The sequence below is a fragment of the Arenibacter algicola genome, from assembly GCF_018860365.1.
Taxonomy (GTDB): Bacteria; Bacteroidota; Bacteroidia; order Flavobacteriales; family Flavobacteriaceae; genus Arenibacter; species Arenibacter algicola_B.
The window spans coordinates 217,913-237,826 of the sequence record NZ_JAHKPO010000013.1 but is presented as its reverse complement, the minus strand read 5'-3'; the positions used below and the strand labels follow the sequence as shown (position 1 = coordinate 237,826).

General features: G+C 39.7%; 14 protein-coding genes. 5 read left to right on the top strand and 9 right to left on the bottom strand.

Translation table 11 applies throughout. The features are described 5' to 3' along the window. Positions 1–93 precede the first annotated feature (93 nt). The gene (locus KO529_RS09715) at positions 94–1,797 is read left to right on the top strand and encodes a GMC oxidoreductase (protein WP_215947701.1); all 1,704 of its coding nucleotides are present in this window, start codon (positions 94–96) and stop codon (positions 1,795–1,797) included. Positions 1,798–1,858: 61 nt separating this feature from the next. After that, positions 1,859–2,320 carry an ASCH domain-containing protein gene (locus KO529_RS09710; RefSeq protein ID WP_215947700.1) on the top strand — a complete coding sequence of 154 codons (462 nt, stop codon included), beginning with the start codon at positions 1,859–1,861 and terminating at the stop codon, positions 2,318–2,320. A 73-nt stretch (positions 2,321–2,393) separates the two neighbouring features. Here the strand turns inward: KO529_RS09710 and KO529_RS09705 are convergent, their stop codons facing one another. The 4 genes from KO529_RS09705 to KO529_RS09690 are packed head-to-tail and all read right to left on the bottom strand — an operon-like array spanning position 2,394 to position 6,239. Then, positions 2,394–3,530 carry a Gfo/Idh/MocA family protein gene (locus KO529_RS09705; RefSeq protein WP_215947699.1) on the bottom strand — a complete coding sequence of 379 codons (1,137 nt, stop codon included), beginning with the start codon at positions 3,528–3,530 and terminating at the stop codon, positions 2,394–2,396. Positions 3,531–3,548: 18 nt separating this feature from the next. Further along, positions 3,549–4,778, bottom strand: coding sequence for a nucleoside permease (locus KO529_RS09700; RefSeq protein WP_215947698.1), 1,230 nt, complete (start codon positions 4,776–4,778; stop codon positions 3,549–3,551). A gap of 16 nt (positions 4,779–4,794) precedes the next feature. Next, a complete protein-coding gene (locus tag KO529_RS09695) occupies positions 4,795–5,238 on the bottom strand; it encodes a DinB family protein (RefSeq protein WP_215947697.1) in 444 nt (147 codons plus the stop codon). A gap of 11 nt (positions 5,239–5,249) precedes the next feature. Beyond that, complete coding sequence (locus tag KO529_RS09690; protein ID WP_215947696.1) at positions 5,250–6,239, bottom strand: sugar phosphate isomerase/epimerase family protein; 990 nt, start codon at positions 6,237–6,239, stop codon at positions 5,250–5,252. A 136-nt stretch (positions 6,240–6,375) separates the two neighbouring features. Between KO529_RS09690 and KO529_RS09685 the strand changes: the two genes are divergently transcribed. The 3 genes from KO529_RS09685 (at position 6,376) to KO529_RS09675 (ending at position 9,765) form a co-directional block, all read left to right on the top strand. Continuing rightward, complete coding sequence (locus KO529_RS09685) at positions 6,376–8,088, top strand: GMC oxidoreductase (protein ID WP_215947695.1); 1,713 nt, start codon at positions 6,376–6,378, stop codon at positions 8,086–8,088. Continuing rightward, positions 8,088–8,735 (top strand): gluconate 2-dehydrogenase subunit 3 family protein, encoded by a 648-nt coding sequence (locus KO529_RS09680; protein ID WP_215947694.1) that lies wholly within the window; start codon positions 8,088–8,090, stop codon positions 8,733–8,735. The genes KO529_RS09685 and KO529_RS09680 overlap by 1 nt, the downstream gene beginning before the upstream one ends. 115 nt (positions 8,736–8,850) lie before the next feature. After that, positions 8,851–9,765 (top strand): hydroxypyruvate isomerase family protein, encoded by a 915-nt coding sequence (locus KO529_RS09675; RefSeq protein WP_215947693.1) that lies wholly within the window; start codon positions 8,851–8,853, stop codon positions 9,763–9,765. Between the two features lie 482 nt (positions 9,766–10,247). Here KO529_RS09675 and KO529_RS09670 read toward each other — a convergent pair whose 3' ends face one another. The 5 genes from KO529_RS09670 to KO529_RS09650 all read right to left on the bottom strand — a co-directional run bounded on the left by KO529_RS09670 (position 10,248) and on the right by KO529_RS09650 (position 19,803). Further along, positions 10,248–12,722, bottom strand: coding sequence for a ribonucleoside-diphosphate reductase subunit alpha (locus KO529_RS09670; protein ID WP_215947692.1), 2,475 nt, complete (start codon positions 12,720–12,722; stop codon positions 10,248–10,250). A 132-nt stretch (positions 12,723–12,854) separates the two neighbouring features. Next, entirely contained in the window at positions 12,855–13,844 is a 990-nt protein-coding gene (locus KO529_RS09665; protein ID WP_215947691.1) for a ribonucleotide-diphosphate reductase subunit beta, read from the bottom strand. 766 nt (positions 13,845–14,610) lie between these two features. Then, a complete protein-coding gene (locus tag KO529_RS09660; RefSeq protein WP_215947690.1) occupies positions 14,611–15,012 on the bottom strand; it encodes a hypothetical protein in 402 nt (133 codons plus the stop codon). 111 nt (positions 15,013–15,123) lie between these two features. Next, positions 15,124–19,131 (bottom strand): hybrid sensor histidine kinase/response regulator transcription factor, encoded by a 4,008-nt coding sequence (locus tag KO529_RS09655; protein WP_215947689.1) that lies wholly within the window; start codon positions 19,129–19,131, stop codon positions 15,124–15,126. A gap of 498 nt (positions 19,132–19,629) precedes the next feature. Further along, positions 19,630–19,803 carry a hypothetical protein gene (locus tag KO529_RS09650; protein WP_215947688.1) on the bottom strand — a complete coding sequence of 58 codons (174 nt, stop codon included), beginning with the start codon at positions 19,801–19,803 and terminating at the stop codon, positions 19,630–19,632. Positions 19,804–19,914: the final 111 nt, after the last annotated feature.

Below are 19,914 nucleotides of genomic sequence, written 5' to 3'. Positions count from 1 at the left end.
TAAAAATCCTATATTTAAAGTTTGTAGCACATACCTACAAATGCGAAGTTATAAATATAGGAAAAGCATCAGAATTAAAACAAGAAATATAGAATGAATCAGAGTGAAATGTTTGATGCCATTGTTGTAGGTACCGGTATTAGTGGTGGTTGGGCAGCTAAAGAACTTTGCGAGAATGGGTTAAAGACTTTGGTGCTGGAAAGGGGACCAATGGTAAAGCATATCGAGGATTACCCAACAATGAACGATGACCCTTGGGATTACCCATTAAAAGGTGAATTGTCTAAATCCGATAAGGAAAAATATCACATACAAAGTAGGTTAAATTGGGCGCCAGATGAGAGCAATAAACATTTCTTTGTAAATGATTTGGAGCACCCTTATGTCCAAACCAAACGATTTGATTGGATACGAGGATATCAGGTCGGCGGGCGTTCCCTAACATGGGGCAGACAGAGTTACCGTTGGAGTGATATTGATTTTGAAGCCAATAAAAAAGAGGGCATTAGCATTGATTGGCCTGTTAGATATAAGGACATCTCACCATGGTATGACAAAGTTGAAGAATATATAGGGGTCAGTGGACAAGCCCTGGGGTTAAAACAATTGCCCGATGGCAAATTTCAACCCCCCATGAAATTGAATTGCGTAGAAGAAGACTTTCAAAAAACAATCGAAGAAAAATTTGATGATGGTCGTTTGGTGACCATTGGTCGTACGGCACACATTACAGATCCAAATGCAGATTTTGAAGGTCGCGGAGTGTGTCAAAATCGAGATAGATGCTGGCGTGGTTGCCCTTTCGGAGGCTATTTTAGCAGCAATTCATCCACTTTGCCGGCCGCAGAAAGAACTGGTAATATGACGCTCAGACCCAATTCTATTGTGTACGAAGTCGTCTATGATGATAAAACAAAAAGAGCTACCGGAGTAAAAATCATAGATTCGGAGACCAATGAAAAAATAGAATTCAAGGCCCGTATTATTTTTCTTTGTGCTTCCGCCATGGCTTCTGTAGGTATATTATTGCAATCAAAGAGTGAACGTTTTCCTAACGGCCTTGGAAATGACTCGGACGCCTTGGGAAGAGGAATAATGGACCATCATTATAAATTAGGGGCTACAGCCAAAGTTGATGGGTATTTGGACAAATATTATAAAGGCCGCCGTGCCAATGGTTTCTATATTCCGCGATTCGTAAATATGGACGAAAAGACCAAACGTAATGATTATATCCGTGGATTCGGATTTCAAGGCACAGCCAGTAGAGGCGATTGGTCCGAAACCATTGGGGAATTGGGATATGGAAAAGATCTTAAAGAAAGTATCCTAAAACCCGGTCATTGGACGATCGGTGTCACCGGATTTGGAGAATTCCTGCCATATGACGACAACAGGGTTACCTTAAGCCCTACTGAAAAAGATAAATGGGGGCTTCCACAATTGGCGTTTGATGTTGAGTTTAAGGAGAACGAGTTGAATATGCGCAAGGATATCAAAAAAGTTATCGTAGAAATGTTTGAAGTGGCTGGGTTTAAGGATGTACAATCCTATGAGGAATCTTCCTGGCCAGGATTGGGAATACATGAAATGGGCGGCGCCCGTATGGGGCATGATCCCAAAACTTCAATCTTGAATAAAAATAATCAAGTGCACCTGGTTCCCAATGTATATGTTACAGATGGTGCTTTTATGACTTCTTCCAATTGTGTTAATCCATCATTGACTTATATGGCATTTACGGCCAGGGCGGCAAATCATGCAGCCAAACAATTGAAAGCGGGTAAATTTTCATAACATCCTTCGAGAAATAATTAATGTATTTTACCGTTACTGTTAAATATTAGACCTAATTAGAATGGACAATGCTTCGGCTAGAAATATGTGGGGTGATTTTTTGGACGCCCACCTGGAATTTGCTTTTGTAGAAGCACCTAAAGTGTTTCAATTTAGCGACAATGAACAAGATGCGGACCACGAAGTGGATCTTGTCATCAAAAACCTTAAGAAAGCAGCCACCTTTTCACTTTTGGGCCTTCAATATAGAAAAGAGCCACTCCCTAAAATAGGTGCCTTTATAGTCCTTACGGATTGGAGCGGCAAGGCCAAATGTATCATTAGGACAACCGCTGTAAAACTAAAACCATTTTTCAGTATTACCAAAGAGTATGTTCAATTGGACGGCTTAGGGGATAAAAGTCTGGAACATTGGAAAAAATTCCACTGGGAATATTTTTCCCGTGAATTGGCACCCTTTAAACGTGTTCCCAGGGATAGTATGATCGTGGTCTGTGTAGAGTTCGACAAGGTATACGGATAGTCTTCAGTACTTAAACAACTTCCATAGAAAAGGGCCGCAATTGCGACCCTTTTTATATAAACAAAATCCTGTATTATTTCAAATTGATCCAAACGTTGCCCTTTTTGTTGGACTCAACAGTGCTCTCTATAAAATCGAGTCCTCGAACACCATCCATCATAGTAGGGAATTCACCATCGTTATATTTCTCGCCGCGAATTGCCCTTGCAACACCCAAATAAATATTGGCCATAGAATCAAAAATACCTTCGGGATGCCCTGCAGGCAATTTAGTTCCATCCAAAGACAACTTGGAATTATAGGCATGGCCCGGCTTATATACCTGAAGCGGCTTGTCATCACTAAGCACATAAAGGTAATTGGGATTTTCCTGCTCCCATCGTAGTCCACCCTTCTCACCATAAATGGCAATAGTTAGTCCGTTTTCCTCCCCGGTAGCAACCTGACTGGAGCGAATAACACCTTTCACGTGCTTATCCATTCGGATCAATACCGTACCGTCTACATCCATTTGGTTATCATCGTACAAATAGTTGAAATCTGCCAAAATGGATTTTATGGTCAATCCCGTAGTATATTCTATCATATTAAAGGCATGCACCCCTATATCTCCCATACAAGAACTGATTCCTGCCTTTTTAGGATCTAACCTCCAAACCGTTGAACGCTTAGCCTTGTCATGGATAATAGAGTTGATCCAACCTTGGTAATATGCCGCATCTACCTTATGTATTTTTCCGATAGCACCGGCCTTAATCATCTCCCTCATTTGCCTAACCATAGGATACCCTGTATAAGTGTGGGTAACTGCAAAAACGGTCTTGGCCTTTTCCAAGGTAGCCTGTAATATTTTAGCCTCCTCGTAGGTAGTGGTCATGGGCTTTTCACAAATTACGTGAAACCCATTTTCCAATAACTTTTTGGCCATAGGAAAATGCAAAAAGTTAGGGGTAAGTACAGAACATACCTGAATACGCTCTTCCTTTGGTAGTTTTAATTCCTCTTCCACCAAGGTATCAAAATCCTTATAGATCCTATTGGTAGGCACATCTATTTCCTTGGCAAAAGCAACATTCGCTTCAAAGTCCGGGTTAAAAACTGCGCCAACAATTTCGTAATTATCATTAATTTGGGATGCCACTCGGTGCAAAACCCCTATAAGGGAGTCTCCTCCGCCCCCTAAAATTCCTAATCTAATTTTCTTGCTCATAATATATTTATTCGTAAGTTACTCTTTATACTCTACTTCCTCGTTTTTAAAAAATATTGCGAACAGCACCATGGCCCCTAAGGCAAAAATAGCAGGAAATGTCCAAATATCCGTCCAATTGTGTACGCCATCGCCAATTATATAACTATCCGTTATTTTTCCTGCCACCCAAAAACCGATCAACATTCCAACGCCATAGGTGGCCAAGGTTATCAACCCCTGGGCCGCACTCTTAAATTTGTCACCTGCCTTTGAATCCGTATAAATCTGTCCGGAAACAAAGAAAAAATCATAGCAAATACCATGAAGGGCAATTCCCAATATTAGCATAAAGGCCAAATCTCCGGCATTTCCATATGCAAATAGGAGATATCTAATGGTCCATGCGAGCATCCCGGCAATCAAGGTATTCTTAAATCCAAATTTCTTGAAGAAATATGGCAATAACAACATAAACAAAACTTCCGAACCTTGGCCAATGGTCATTTTACCTGTGGGATTTTCCATTCCGATCTCTGACAAAAATGGATTTGCATTTTGGTAATAAAAGGCCAATGGTATGCAAATTAAAATGGATGAAAGAAAGAAAATAAGGAAATTTCTATCCTTTAGGAGTTTTAGGGCATCCAACCCCAAAATGCCTGAAATAGATACCTTTTCATCCGTTCTTACCTTTGGTGGTGTTTTGGGCAAGGTAAAACTAAAAATCCCCAAAACAGCTGATGCAATAGCCACCATTAAAAAAGTATTTTTCAAGAGGCCTTGTTCCCTAGAGCTTTCGGAATCCCATAGGAACACAAAACTAATTACTAGTCCGGCCACTATCCAACCTATAGTGCCAAAAACCCTCACAAAAGAAAACTCCTTGGCAGGATTTTTCATTTGGCTAAAGGAAATTGAATTCACCAAGGCCAAAGTTGGCATATAAAGAATCATGTATCCAAGTACATATGGGTAGAAACCAGCAAAGTCCAATGCCATATACATTTGATACATCATTATAGCACCAAGAAGATGCAAAACTCCTAAAATTCGCTCTGCGTTGAAATACCTGTCCGCAATTAAACCTATTATAAAAGGCGCAATTATGGCTCCCCAGGATTGGGTTGAATATGCCATAGCCGATTCTGCTCCCGTGGCCTTGAGATTCTGTCCCAAAAAAGTACCAAGTGTTACAAACCAACCTCCCCAAATAAAAAATTCGAGGAACATCATTAAGGACAACTGAACTTTGGTCTTTACATTCACGGTCTAGCAGGTATATTTATCGCTTATAAGTGGCATAATCCAAGACCAAGGGTTCAATGGAGTTGTTTCTAAAATCAACGGAAATCTGAGCCCTGTGATGGGTTGAGTGGTTTATGATATGAAATAACATATCCTGAATGGTATTGGTAAACAACCTACCCTGGGAATTCTCATAATCCAAGCGCTTTTCAAAACTATCCACATTGGTGATTATTTCAAAAGAACTTCTTTGATTTTCATAATGCAGGTCGCCCCAATCTTTTAACGATTGCAACTGAAAAACACCGTACTCCACTTTTTTACCAAGAATTCTGGCATTCCATATATGGTGCGCATTTAAAATATGACTGAAGAGTTCCGTAGTCCTTTCTGGAACATTTTCCAGCTTTTGGCACTCTTCAATCAATTTCTTATTGCAGTAAAAGTTATAATCGAACAGCTGATTGAAAAAAGCCTTCATAAAATATAGTGCTAATTAAGTTCCTTACCAGCTTTTATCAATAGATCCCTAGTGGCAAGAATTCCTTCCTCCTCACTTAAACGACTACCTTCGTATTCCACACCTATAAAACCGGTATAACCTGCATCCTTAACTATTTTAAGTATTCTAGGGTAGTCCAGTTTGGTTTCATTTCCGTCGGCATCAAAATCGTAAGATTTGGCACTTACGGCCAAGGCATGTGGCATTAGTTCGCTAATCCCTTTGTAGATATCATATTCCTCGGCACAGCCATCCTTGGTTCTTTCTATACAAAAGTTGCCAAAATCTGGAAGGGTACCACAATTATCCATATTTACCTTGGTCATAACCTCTGCCAACATAACGGCATTGGACGACAAGCCCCCATGGTTCTCTACCAAAATTTCAATATTTTTTCCCTTGGCATAGGTGGCCAACTGGGTTAGACCATCCACAGAACTGGCAACCCATTCATTGGGAACCTTGCTTCCTGATAGGTTTACCCTAATAGCGTGGCACCCCATATCGGCAGCAGCATCTACCCATTTAAAATGATTTTCAACTGCTTCCTTTCTCTTTTTAGCATCCGTGGTAGCAAGATCTCCTTGACCATCGATCATGATCAACACATTTTGCATACCATGTTTTTTGCTTTCCGCATTACTTTTTTCCACGAAAGCGGCCATAGCTTCCTTGGAAAAATTTGCAGCCTGCAATTCCTTATAATACAAACCACTTACATACTCCAATCCTGTAAAACCCCAATTTTTGGCCTTTTCAGCAAATGTATAAGGATCCACGCCATCTTCACGCACCATTCTATGCATTGACCATTGGGCCAAAGACAATTTAAAAAAAGGTTCCGTGGCTTTCATGCTTACTTCAGAGGTCTCCACATTTTTGGGCTGCTCCTTGGGGGCTTCTTTACAAGACAGTACACCCATTAATAAGGAAACCAAAACCACCTTGATCCCTTTGGTTTTTAAATTTTTTTGATTCATTTTTAAGTTTTGAGATTAAATCCAAGAATTAACAATTACTATAACGTTATAGTGCCATAGTATTAATGTATATAGGGTTTAAATGTAAAAAATTAATTTTATATTTAATAAATTTATTAAATAAACAATTTCATAAATGAGCAAGTTCAATAACAATGAAATGCAGGATTCTTATGATGCAATTGTCGTAGGTACAGGCATTAGCGGAGGATGGGCCGCCAAAGAATTATGCGAAAAAGGACTCAAAACCCTAGTGCTGGAGCGTGGAAGGATGGTGAAACACATCGAAGATTACGAGACGGCCAATCTAGATCCTTGGGATTTTCCAAATGCCGGTGAACCTACCAGGGAAGATATTGAAAAACAGCCTAAACAGAATAGAACAGGATATACCACCAATGCCGCAAGTAAAATGTGGTTTGTAAATGATTTGGAACATCCATATAATGAAATAAGACGATTTGATTGGATGAGAGGTTACCACTTGGGCGGGCGTTCCTTACAATGGGGACGTCAAAGTTACCGTTGGAGCGACATCGATTTTACTGCCAACCTAAAGGATGGCATTGCAGTTGATTGGCCCGTCCGGTATAAGGATATTGCACCGTGGTATTCAAAAGTGGAAAACTTTATCGGCGTTAGTGGGGAGGCACTTAACCTACCACAGTTGCCTGATAGCGATTTTCTACCTGCCATGGAAATGAATTGTGTGGAAGAACATTTTAAGAACAAAGTAACTGAAGGTTTTGACGACCGTGCCGTTACCATAGGTCGGGTTGCCCATATAACGGGGACCAAAAATTTTGACGGACGTACCAAATGTCAGTATAGAAACAGATGTATCAGAGGATGTCCTTTTGGAGGCTATTTTAGTAGTTTGTCATCTACCCTGCCCGCTGCGGAAGCAACAGGAAATATGACGTTGCGTACAGACTCCATTGTTCATGAAGTAATGTACGATCCCAATACCAAGAAAGCTACAGGGGTAAAGGTTATAGACAGGTTGACCAAGGAAACACATGAATTTAAGGCAAAAGTCATTTTCTTGTGTGCCTCGGCCATAGCCTCTACCGCTATTTTAATGCAATCCAAATCCGATCGTTTCCCAAATGGTATGGGCAACGACTCCGATCAATTGGGCCGTAATATTATGGACCACCATTTGGGGGTAGGCGCTTCCGGTAAATTCGATGGCTTCGAGGACAAATATTACAAAGGCCGAAGACCTAATGGGATATATATTCCTAGATTTAGGAACCTAGGAGGTGCTTCCGATAGAAAAGACTACAAGCGTGGCTTCGGTTATCAAGGTGGCGCCAGTAGAGGTAATTGGGAGGAAACGGTTGCTGAACTCTCTTACGGCAAAGATTTTAAGGAAAGTATGCTTAAACCCGGCGGTTGGAGAATGGGCATCGGCGGTTTTGGTGAAGTACTCCCTTATGAAGATAACAGAATGACCTTGGATTACGACAAACTGGATAGCTGGGGATTGCCCACAGTAACCTTTGACGCCGATCTACAGGAAAACGAATTCAACATGCGCAAGGACATGCAGCAATCTGCAGTAGAAATGTTGGAAAAGGCCGGATTACGAGATGTTAAAGGACATGATGGTCCAACCGGTTTAGGACTGGGCATTCATGAAATGGGTACGGCCAGAATGGGACGTAACAGAAAAACCTCCGTATTAAATGGCAACAACCAAATACACGATGTACCCAATGTATATGTTACCGATGGGGCATTTATGACCTCGGCAAGTTGTGTTAACCCATCATTGACTTACATGGCCTTCACCGCTAGGGCCGCCGACCATGCGGTTAAAGAACTTAAAAAAGGAAATATATAATGGATAGAAGAAAAGCACTTAAAAATATGGGGCTGGCATTAGGATACACTGTAGCCACCCCAACCTTGATCAGCATCGTACAGAGTTGTAAAAAAGATGCTGCAATGGTATGGACCCCGGATTTTTTAACATCAGCCGAAGGATCTGTACTAACCCATTTGGTAGATATTATTATGCCTAAGACGGATACACCTTCAGCCTCCGAAGTACAGGTCCATATCTTCATAGACCGTTTTGCCGATCAGGTAATGGAAAAGGAACAGCAAGATCTTTTAAAGATGACCATGGGGAAATTCACGGACAAGGCCTTAAAGGATTCCGGCAAAAAGGAAATTGCAGACCTGACCCCCGAAGATTTGGAACCGGTCCTTGCCAGTGCCCTCAAAATTTCCAAAGAGGATCAGGCCAAAAATTTTAAGGTAATAAACACTTATACGGAAGCCGTTAAGACTGGCCAAACAGCCACCTTGGATGAAGAGGTGTCAAGATTTGCCTTCGCCAATAATTTAAGAGGTCTGGTGATCTGGGGATATAAATCATCCGAATTTGTAGGAGAAAATGTATTGTCCTATTTACCTGTACCTGGTGAATATATTGCCTGTGGTGACCTTCAGGAATTAACAGGGGGAAAGGCCTGGTCACTATAAAGAATAATATTAATATTAAATTAAGAATAAGCTAAAAGGACTGGGATAGCCACTGGCAATTCGGTTCTTTTAGCATTATTTTATTACAAAATTCCAACCATATCCAAAAATGAAAATGAAAAGAAGAGATTTTATACAAAAAACAGCCCTTACCGGGGGTGCGGTTACCTTAGGAGGTTCTTTAGCATATGGGACCAGCACTAATTTAGATATGAAACATACGTTCAACTTAAAATATGCCCCGCATTTTGGAATGTTCAAGAACCTAGCAGGCGATGACCTTATTGACCAAATAAATTTCATGGCCGACCAAGGGTTTACAGCATTTGAAGATAACGGTATGATGGGCAGGGATGTAGCAACCCAAACCAAAATAGGAGAAGCATTGGCCAAACGCAATATGACCATGGGGGTTTTTGTGATAGACAAAGGAGGCAATATGGCCAACACCTTAGCGGCAGGCAAACAGGAATACATTGATATCTTTTTGGACGGATGTAGAAGAGCCGTAGACGTGGCCAAGCGCGTCAACGCCAAATGGATGACCGTAGTACCTGGCGGATTCGAAAGGAAACTGCCGATAGGTATCCAGGATGGCAATGTTATAGAAGCATTAAAAAGGGGTGCCGAAATTCTGGAACCGCACGGCTTGGTAATGGTACTTGAACCTTTATCGGACTCTCCCGATCTGTATTTACAGAATTCCGATCAGACCTATATGATCTGCAAGGGTGTGGACAGTCCTTCCTGTAAAATATTGTTCGACATTTACCATATGCAGAAAACCGAAGGTCATCTAATCCACAATATGGAACTTACTTGGGATGAGATCGACTATATCCAAATAGGGGACAATCCGGGTAGAAAAGAACCTACTACGGGAGAAATCAATTACAAAAATGTATTCAAGTATATACACAGTAAAGGATTTAAAGGGGTTCTGGGCATGGAGCACGGTAATTCCAGACCGGACAAAGAAGGTGAAATGGCGGTAATAAACGCCTATAAATCAGAAGACAATTTTTTGTAGTCGAAATTCCTTTTAAGACACTTAAGCAGTTAATTTAACGTTGCATTTAGAAAGTTTCCATCTTGTTTTCCCGTCAAAGAAACAAGATGGAACTTTATTTATACACCATAGCGATATACTTGATAATATTCGTCCTAGGTCGAATAATATATCACCATCATTTTAAAAAATGAAAATGGCATATCACGCTATATTCTTGTTTTTGAACTAATTATAATCCATTTTTCAATTTCCATCGTATATAATTATAAGTTATTTAATACGGGGCAAGATGGATAATTACATCACAATTCTGGTAATTTATTGTATAGCGTTCCTATGTGCGTTTATACTTAAACCTTATATATCCAATAGATAGGAATTCCTAATCCATAGTCATTGGAAAGGATTACCTTATACATTTCCCTTTTACTATAGACAAAAAAATCCCCGAAGAGACCTTCGGGGATTTTTTTGTTTCTTAACTATGCCCCATAAGCCATTTAGGAGCCGCACATTAAACAATCATCATCTGCCTGGCCCTCCTTTGCCTTGGCTATCAATTCCTTCATCTCAGCGGCTGTCATAGGTTTAACATCCACCTCCTGTGTGTTGGCAGAAGTGGCCTCCACCTTTATAGTCTTTGCTACAGCAGGAGCTACTATTGTGGCCTCCATTGGCGCCTCAACCACTGGTACTTCCTGTTTCTTTGAATTATCCAAAGTGAATTTAATGGCATCTGCCGCCGCTTTGGTCCTTAGGTAGTACATTCCGGTCTTAAGTCCACTTTTCCAGGCATAAAAATGCATTGAAGTTAATTTGGAATAATTTGCGTTCTCCATGAACAAGTTCAGGGACTGACTCTGGTCTATGAAATAACCACGTTGTCTGGACATGTCAATTATATCCTTCATACTTAATTCCCAAACCGTTTTGTACAATTCCTTAATTTCCGCAGGAATGTTATCAATATGCTGAACAGAACCATTGGCACGCATCAATTCCTGCTTCATATTTTCGTTCCAAAGTCCAAGACTTACCAAATCTTCCAATAAGTGTTTGTTCACTACAATAAACTCCCCGGACAAAACCCTACGGGTGTAAATGTTGGAAGTATAAGGTTCAAAACACTCATTGTTGCCCAATATTTGCGACGTAGAGGCCGTAGGCATAGGAGCTACCAACAAGGAATTGCGAACTCCGTTCTTTTTTACTTCTTTTCGTAATTTTGCCCAATCCCATCTACCGGACAACTCTTCATCCTTAACACCCCACAAATTGTGCTGGAATTCTCCTTTGGATATTGGGGATCCTTCATAAGTTGAGTAAACCCCCTCCTCTTTTGCCATTTCCATGGAAGCCGTAACGGCAGCAAAATACAAAGTCTCAAATATTTCTTGATTTAATTCCTTGGCAGCATCACTTGTGAAAGGTAACCTCAACATGATAAACGCATCGGCCAAACCTTGAACCCCCAAACCAACAGGCCTATGGCGCATATTGGAATTTTCGGCCTCCTTGATGGGGTAATAATTTCTGTCTATGACCTTATTTAAATTTTTGGTAACCCGTTTTGTGACCCTAAACAACTCCTTATGATCAAACTCCCCATTCTTAATAAACATCGGAAGCGCAATGGAAGCTAAATTACAGACCGCCACCTCATCCGGGGAAGTGTATTCCATTATTTCCGTACAAAGGTTGGAAGAGCGAATAGTACCTAAATTCTGTTGGTTACTTTTCCGGTTGGCAGCATCCTTGTAAAGCATGTACGGAGTACCTGTCTCTATTTGGGATTCCAAAATCTTCTCCCAAAGCTCTCTGGCCTTAACCGTTTTACGCCCCTTTTTTTCAGCTTCGTATTTAATATACAAATTCTCAAATTCCTCACTGTGATGATTAAATAGTCCAGGACATTCGTTAGGACACATCAGGGTCCAATTCTCATTGGCCTCTACCCTTTTCATAAATAAATCTGGAATCCACATGGCATAAAAAAGGTCTCTGGCCCTCATTTCCTCTTTTCCGTGATTTTTCTTCAAATCCAAGAAATCATATATGTCCGCATGCCATGGTTCAACATAGATTGCAAAACTACCCTTACGCTTTCCTCCACCCTGATCTACGTAACGTGCGGTATCATTAAAAACCTGCAACATTGGCACAATACCATTGGAAGTCCCATTGGTACCGGCAATATAAGAACCTGTAGCCCGTACATTGTGTATGGAAAGACCTATCCCCCCAGCGGATTGCGAAATTTTTGCAGTTTGTTTTAGCGTATCATAAATACCATCAATACTATCGTCCTTCATTGCCAAAAGGAAACAGGAGGACATTTGAGGTTTTGGGGTACCTGAATTAAATAAGGTAGGTGTAGCGTGGGTAAAGTATTTTTTGGACATCAACTCATAAGTCTCCAAAGCCGAATCAAGATCGTTCAAATGGATCCCGATAGATACCCTCATAAGCATATGCTGTGGCCTTTCGGCAATCTTCCCGTTCAGTTTCAAAAGATAGGAACGTTCCAAAGTCTTAAATCCGAAATAATCGTAGCCAAAATCCCGGTTATAAATAATGGTAGAATCCAACCTGTCCGCATTCTCGGCAACAACCTTATAAACCTCATCGGATAGTAAAGGGGCCTTTTTTCCTGTTCTAGGATTTACATATTCATAGAGATCCTTCATCGTTTCTGAAAAGGATTTCTTAGTGTTCTTATGTAGGTTGGAAACAGAAATACGCGCCGCCAATTTTGCATAATCCGGATGGGAAGTGGTCATTGTAGCTGCAATCTCCGCAGCTAGATTGTCCAGCTCAGATGTGGTTACCCCATCATAAAGCCCTTCAATTACGCGCATGGCAACCTTTAGCGGATCAACCAGATCGTTTAGGCCATAACACAATTTTCTTACTCTAGCTGTGATCTTATCGAACATCATCAGCTCTTTTCTTCCGTCTCTTTTTACTACATACATGTTGCTACAATTTTTTTAAATGATACTTAGTTTTGGGTTATGGCCCAATATGTTAAAAACATTAACATATCAAATTCATCGCATAAAAATCCCCTTATAACCCAAAGGGGATTTGAATAATACTATTATATCTTAAAAATCCGCGTCGAAGCTGATTTTCTGTGAATCGTCATCCTTATCCTTGTTGTTAGAGACCCCGGCCTTTTGATACTCGGCCACCCTTTTTTCAAAGAAATTGGTTTTACCTTGCAGGGAAATCATGTCCATAAAGTCGAACGGATTGGTAGAGTTATACACCTTATCACATTCCAATTCCACCAACAAACGATCCGTTACAAACTCTAGGTACTGTGTCATCAACTTAGAATTCATTCCTATTAAACTAGCTGGAAGTGATTCTGTAATGAATTCCCTTTCTATGTTCAAAGCGTCCACCAAAATTTCGGTAATCCGAGCTTTGGGAACCTTGTTTATTAGATGATTGTTGTGAAGATGAACTGCATAATCACAGTGCATCCCCTCATCCCTGGATATTAATTCATTGGAAAAAGTAAGCCCAGGCATCAGCCCTCTTTTCTTAAGCCAAAATATAGAGCAAAATGCCCCGGAGAAGAAAATACCTTCAACTGCAGCAAAGGCAATTAAACGTTCCGCAAAACTGGGAGACTCTATCCACTTCAAAGCCCAATCTGCCTTTTTCTTTATTGCCGGAAAATTCTCTATGGCATTAAAAAGTAAATCTTTCTCCTTTTCATCCTTTACGTAGGTATCGATCAAAAGGGAATAGGTTTCAGAATGAATATTTTCCATCATTATCTGAAAACCGTAGAAGAACTTTGCTTCGGCATATTGAACTTCACTTACGAAATTCTCTGCTAGATTCTCATTAACAATACCATCAGAAGCAGCAAAGAACGCTAGAATATGCTTTATGAAATAACGTTCATCACTATTCAATTTGTTGGTCCAATCATTAAGATCCGTATGCAGGTCAATTTCTTCAGCAGTCCAAAAACTAGCCTCACATTTTTTGTACCAATCCCACAAATCATGGTGTTTAATAGGGAAAATAACAAATCGGTTAAGGTTTTCTTTCAGAATCGGCTCTATAGCTGCTGACATATCTTTTTTTTGATTTATAGGGTTTCTTAAACTTAGGCGAAAATTTGCCCTCGATAGGAGATAACAAAGATTGCAAAATACCCCCAATAACTAAAGCCAAATAAGCATTATTAACCACAAAGTTTTTAACACAAAATGTTGAAATGTTACTTCGCAAGTGATGTTCATTACCTTTATAGTACAAAGCAAAATGAAAAAAAGACAAACGCTTTCCTTGAAAATATTATCCCAAAAAAATAAACCAAAAAGTATATAAAAAACATACTCTTTGGTTTATCCACATCATTACCAAAAACCAACCATTGGTTTGTTTGGTCATGTATCCGAAAATTGCCTTTTGTCTATTTCAATTTAAGTTTAAAAAAATTAGAGAGACAAAGCGGCCAAGATCATAAATATCGAAATAGCAATCATTGCTAAAAAAACTAGGCTTACGGCTTTAATATTTGAAATTGTCATGGTGGTGGAGTTTGAGTTAATATTGTATTTTAATACTTCGCACGTGGTTATATCCAAATGGAAATTATATTGTTCATGGTAAATCCTAACTATCATAAATCTTAGCCTCCCCAAACCTCATTTCCCGAAGTTAGCTGGGCCATCATCTACTTTCCAAATATATCTTAGATAATCCAGAAGGAATATCCAATATGTAACAAAGTGTGCAACAGATGTAACATTGGGGAACGAAAATACAAACTAAAGTATCATGCTTAAAACAAGTAATTAGTAGGCAGTGGCAGTTTCTCCGTGGATGAAACACCTTCTATTCGGAACCATACACTTCTTCACAACGGTTCCAAGTGCTTTCAAGATCTTCGTTTAATTCTATTATCCGATCGGCGTATCTAGCTTCTATTTCGAGTATTTCCTCCCCTGTACAGCCATCTGTTCCACTATTACTATAGAATTTTAAGCTCCTAATAGTTTCGTTCGCTACTACTTGCCCTCGCTTACACGTTTTAAGAGATTGTGTATTTCCTTCATCATCCACATTCTCTCTGAACGCATCTCGCTGATATCTCTCATTTTGAAGGTCAAAAACAGCGTCAAGATTTTTATAACAATCCGATTTCCCTAAATTTCCTAAAAGTTCTTCAGCTTGCTCTTCTGTGCAGGCACTTCCCATAAGCAACACCAAACCTATTACTATCATTTGTGTTTTCATTTTTATGCCGTTATTAAATTTGTTACATCAGCCAAACTATCATTAATACATAAAAGAGAATGCCACTATTGTAACAAAGTGTTCAACAAATGTAACATGGCCCACCTTGTACTATTGTTCATAAGTGTCTAGATACTCTTTGGGTGTTTTCTTATAGGTTTCCTTAAAGCACTTGATGAAATAAGAGGGAGTATTGAAACCTACGGCATAGGCTATTTCACTTATCGATGCATCCGAGGTCCTCAAAAGATGAACGGCCTGTTTTAATCGCTGTGATCTAATAAAAGCAGTAGTGGAAAGTCCGGTATAGGCCAAAAGTTTCCTATGAAGCTGCATGCGGCTCATTGCCAACTTTTCACAAAAAGCCTCCGCATTGAAGTTAGGATCGGCAAGATAGTCGTCCAGCACGCTTTGCAATTTGTTTAGAAACATTTCATCCGTAGGGGTAAGTGCTATGTCCTTAGCCTCTAATATCAACTCATGGCTATATCGGTTCCGCAGCATTTTTCGGTTTCCAATAAGGTTATCCACCCGTGCTTGAAGGATTTTCAATTTAAAGGGCTTGGTAATAAAATCATCTGCACCGGATTGCAGGCCGAGGAGCTCTTGATCTTCACCGACTCCAGCCGTCAGCAAAATAATGGGGATATGGCTTGTTCGTTCATCGGTCTTTAATGTATTACAAAGTTCAATCCCGTCACAAAGGGGCATGCGTACATCCGATATAATAATATCCGGAACCACTTCCAAAGCGCTATTAATTCCTTCTACACCATTGATTGCCTCCACAACCGTATACCTAGTTTTCCATGCGGCATTTAGAAACTCCCGTATCTCTTTATGATCCTCAACAATTAATACAATAGGCAGGTAACAAGGCCCGCCGTCATGTGCTGCACCCGGCATAGGGGTAGTATAGTCGTTCTGATCAAGATTTAAGTGGGGCTCACCCTCCTCCTTCCCTAATTCTACAACTTCCAAGTTTTCAAAATGGGACTTCATCAAGGGCAAACTCACCGAAAAGTGGATAAGCTTTGCTTCCTCCATTTGGACGGTTATTGAACCTTGATACAAACTCACCAATTCCTTCACAACCGAAAGACCAACACCGGCACCTTCCGAATATTCATTTTGCTGGTAAAATCGGGTAAAGAGATTATCAAGATCCACCTCTGAATATTGGGCTACCGTATTTTTGACACTGATCTGCACTTTACCTTCTTGCCTTCTGGCAATAAACTGGCACATTCCGCCTTCACTCACATATTTAAAAGCATTGGAAAGAAGATTGGTAATAATTTTTTCCAAGGCATCTTCATCAAACCAAACAGGTCTCAACTCCTCTATTTCTACCTTATAATCAATTCTCTTGATACCGGCCCTATACCTAAAAGAAGAGGTAAGCATCCCTAAAAAGAGGCCCATATCACCTTTAGAAATCTTTAGTTTCAATTTTCCCTTTTCCAACTTTGCCAAATGTAGCAGTTGATCTACCAAGGCCATTAAACGGTTGATATTCCTCTTGATCATGGAAAAATTGGCAAAATCCATATCTGACAGCCCACCCTGGGACAATTTCGAATCCACAGGTCCAGAAATTAAGGTCAGCGGAGTGCGGAATTCATGTGAAATATCGGTATATAGCTTTGATTTAAAACGATTTAACTTTTTAAACCGTTCGGTTTCTTCCATTTTTAATCGTAGGTTCAATTGCAATTGCCACTGCCATTTTAAGTAACTATAAACGCCATAAGCGAGCAATAAAAACAAGAAGACATAAGAAAATTTGGCCATAGGCGTCAAATACCATGGGGACATAATGGAAAAAGAAAAGCTGACCGGATCATGATTCCAAACCCCATCATAATTACTGGCCTTAACTTGAAATTCATATTCGCCCGGGGGCAATCGGGTATAACGCGCGAAGTTCTTTTGCCCTGAATACACCCAATCACTATCAAAATTCACCAATTTATATTGGTACTGGTTTTTCTCTGGAAGTGAATATTGTAGGCTGGAAAAACTAAAGGATAGAGTATTCTGATTAGCTTTCAGAGCCAGTCCATCCGAAATTGGGAAAGATGTATTATACACATCAAAACCAGTAATCGCAACCTTTGGAACTATGGTATTTTCCTTAATATTGTTAGGTTTAAACCAATAGAATCCGTCCAAACCACCAAAATAAAGATTGCCATCCCCATCCTTAAAATACGCACCGGTATTAAATTCTGTTGCCAAGCCTTCGTAATTGTTGTAGTTCACAATACTGGGTGCAGCCTCCAAATTAGCCGCAGGGGTAAATTTAGTTATTCCCTTATTGGAGCTTAACCATAAGGCCCCTTCATCATCTGGCAGTATCCCGTATATTACATTATTGGCAAGTCCATCCCTTACACTATACTCATAGAACATATTATTTTCAATATCGTACGCATTAAGTCCAGAACCATTGGTGCCGATCCAGAGTATATCATTGGGAGCATAGTATAGACTTTTTATCCTATTGCTTGTTAAGGAATTTCCATTGGTTGCATATTGATGGGTTGTAAATGTCTGCTCCTTAATATTGAACAATGCAATTCCATGGCCCTCGGTACCAATCCACAAATTTCCTTTGCCATCGGAGGTAATTGCCCTAATATTATTGCTGGGTATGCCATTTTGAAGAATTGGATCGTAATCATACTTTCTTAGTTCACCCCTAACCTTATCAAATTGAATAAGGCCTTGATCCCGAGTGCCCAGCCAGATCCGATTCTCCTCATCTTGATAAATGGACCAAATGGTATTTGCCGAAAGAGAACTTTCGGTTGTTTCCGAAAAATGCAAAAACTTACCTTTGGAATCTCGCATATTTAGGCCACCGTCCTGGGTCCCTATCCATAAATTATCCTCTTTATCTATCATTAAACTCATGACTCGATTGGAAGAAATGGTATTTTCATTTTCTGTTCCCGCCTTAAAGGTCCGCCAACTATCGGCCTCTGGGATATACTGTGTTAAACCTTTGCCAGAAGTACCTACCCAAACCGATTTCTCCCTATCTACCACAATAGACCTAACAACATCTATACTAACATTCTCTGGTGTTTGATAATCCGTAAAAGAATTAAATTTCTCCAAATACTGATCGTAATAACTAATTCCGGCCCCATCTGTTCCAAACCAAAGAGTTCCGGAATAATCCTCATAAATACTTAGTATGTCATTGTATTGAAGGGCAGTAGGGTTGTGCTTGGTTGTACTAAAATGTGTAATTGAAAGTTGCTTTAAATTAACTAGATAGAGTCCCTGTCCATAAGTGGCTATCCATAGTCTATCCATTGCATCCAAATGCAGGTCGGTTATATTCAAATCCCTTGGCAAACTATCTTTAAGGTCCAAATCTTCCAAACGGTTAAATACGCTCTCCCCGGAGTTCCTAAAATAAAGTCCGGCGCCAAAAGTACCTATCCATTCCCTAGACCTGATATCAGTAACTATATCACTGAAATTAGCAACTATCCGATTTCCATTGGCTGTTTGGGCCTTTACCTTTTGCAAGCGTACCTTGTTGTAATCATATTCCACAATTTCATTGTCCATGCACAACAATAGGACACCTTTTTCATTTTGGATTATGTTATAAATAGGGCCACCAGCAATGTTGGGGGAAAGCATTTGTCTAACCCCTTCCTTATCCGCCTTTTTTAAATAAAGTCCCTTGGAGTAGGTGCCTATCCACAGATTAAAATCCTTATCCATGAAAATTGAACTTGCGTCGTTAATTCCTTGAAGTGGAACAAAAATATTGGACTGGGTTTCCAGCTTATAAGGAATTCTATCATTGGGAATGGCCCAGACATGACCCTTTCTATCCACATAGACCTTCCCTAAATAACTATGTGTGGCCCTTGTAACATCGGCAAAGGTAAAAGGATAAATACTGAAGGTACTACCATCATACTTGTTAAGACCATCCTGCGTGGCAATCCACAGAAATCCTATACTGTCCTGAGCAATGGATACGGCACTATTCTGTGAAAGACCGTCATTAACGGAAAGCTGTCTAAATTTGATTTGGTCTTGGGAATATAGTAACTGGGCACAATTAAAATAAATTGCACCAATGAACATCGTGAAGATAAATTTTACTAATTTTTTCTTGCCCACGGTTAGTTCTATCTTGATTGGTTATATACAAGATAAGATATATCCGAGAAGAAATCAATGAAAAATATGCTTTAGGAATATAGGCTGCATAAGAACTATGGCCTTGGAGTCTCTTTTCTTTACCCCAAAATTCAATAAAAAAAGTAAAAATAACCACCAAATCGGTGCGATCCTTAAGATGCAATGAGTTTATGAATTACGAGAATCGGAACCACACGTTTAGGTAGTTCCCCCGAAACCTAAAGACTATGCGAATTCCAAAACCTACAAGTTGATTGCGTTTTTCAAATTTACATCAACATCCTTCGGATAATTTCACAACAATGACATGTTCGTAATTAAAAAAATCCTACAGGACCGCACTTTTTTTGGCAGTTAATTTTGCTTATTAATAATTATGGTCATTGAATGCTTGTGATTATTATTTATAATTTATGGATTATTATGTACAAAACTAAATTCTTAATACCGTCTGCCTGCTACTGCCTTATTTTCAACAAGTGAACTATTTTTATTGGTATCAACCTTATGTTCCACTAAATTGTTTTCATGTGAAGTTGCCCTCTCATTGTCCGTAACAACAGCTACAACAAGGACTAAAACTAAAACGATAAAGAAAACGATACATTTATTCATCACTTGCGTTTTGGCACTATTAGGTTAAACATGATTCCCTTGTAGGAATTATTTGGTTAACCAAATGTATATGAAATGTAAGAGCATATACCCCGTAATTGTGTAAATGGT

What these genes read in the sequence shown, in the direction of transcription:
- KO529_RS09715 (WP_215947701.1), top strand. Translation starts at nt 94, where the DNA reads ATGAATCAGAGTGAAATGTTTGATGCCATTGTTGTAGGTACCGGTATT.
- KO529_RS09710 (WP_215947700.1), top strand. Translation starts at nt 1,859, where the DNA reads ATGGACAATGCTTCGGCTAGAAATATGTGGGGTGATTTTTTGGACGCC.
- KO529_RS09705 (WP_215947699.1), bottom strand. Translation starts at nt 3,530, where the DNA reads ATGAGCAAGAAAATTAGATTAGGAATTTTAGGGGGCGGAGGAGACTCC.
- KO529_RS09695 (WP_215947697.1), bottom strand. Translation starts at nt 5,238, where the DNA reads ATGAAGGCTTTTTTCAATCAGCTGTTCGATTATAACTTTTACTGCAAT.
- KO529_RS09690 (WP_215947696.1), bottom strand. Translation starts at nt 6,239, where the DNA reads ATGAATCAAAAAAATTTAAAAACCAAAGGGATCAAGGTGGTTTTGGTT.
- KO529_RS09685 (WP_215947695.1), top strand. Translation starts at nt 6,376, where the DNA reads ATGAGCAAGTTCAATAACAATGAAATGCAGGATTCTTATGATGCAATT.
- KO529_RS09680 (WP_215947694.1), top strand. Translation starts at nt 8,088, where the DNA reads ATGGATAGAAGAAAAGCACTTAAAAATATGGGGCTGGCATTAGGATAC.
- KO529_RS09675 (WP_215947693.1), top strand. Translation starts at nt 8,851, where the DNA reads ATGAAAAGAAGAGATTTTATACAAAAAACAGCCCTTACCGGGGGTGCG.
- KO529_RS09670 (WP_215947692.1), bottom strand. Translation starts at nt 12,722, where the DNA reads ATGTATGTAGTAAAAAGAGACGGAAGAAAAGAGCTGATGATGTTCGAT.
- KO529_RS09665 (WP_215947691.1), bottom strand. Translation starts at nt 13,844, where the DNA reads ATGTCAGCAGCTATAGAGCCGATTCTGAAAGAAAACCTTAACCGATTT.
- KO529_RS09660 (WP_215947690.1), bottom strand. Translation starts at nt 15,012, where the DNA reads ATGAAAACACAAATGATAGTAATAGGTTTGGTGTTGCTTATGGGAAGT.
- KO529_RS09655 (WP_215947689.1), bottom strand. Translation starts at nt 19,131, where the DNA reads ATGTTCATTGGTGCAATTTATTTTAATTGTGCCCAGTTACTATATTCC.
- KO529_RS09650 (WP_215947688.1), bottom strand. Translation starts at nt 19,803, where the DNA reads ATGAATAAATGTATCGTTTTCTTTATCGTTTTAGTTTTAGTCCTTGTT.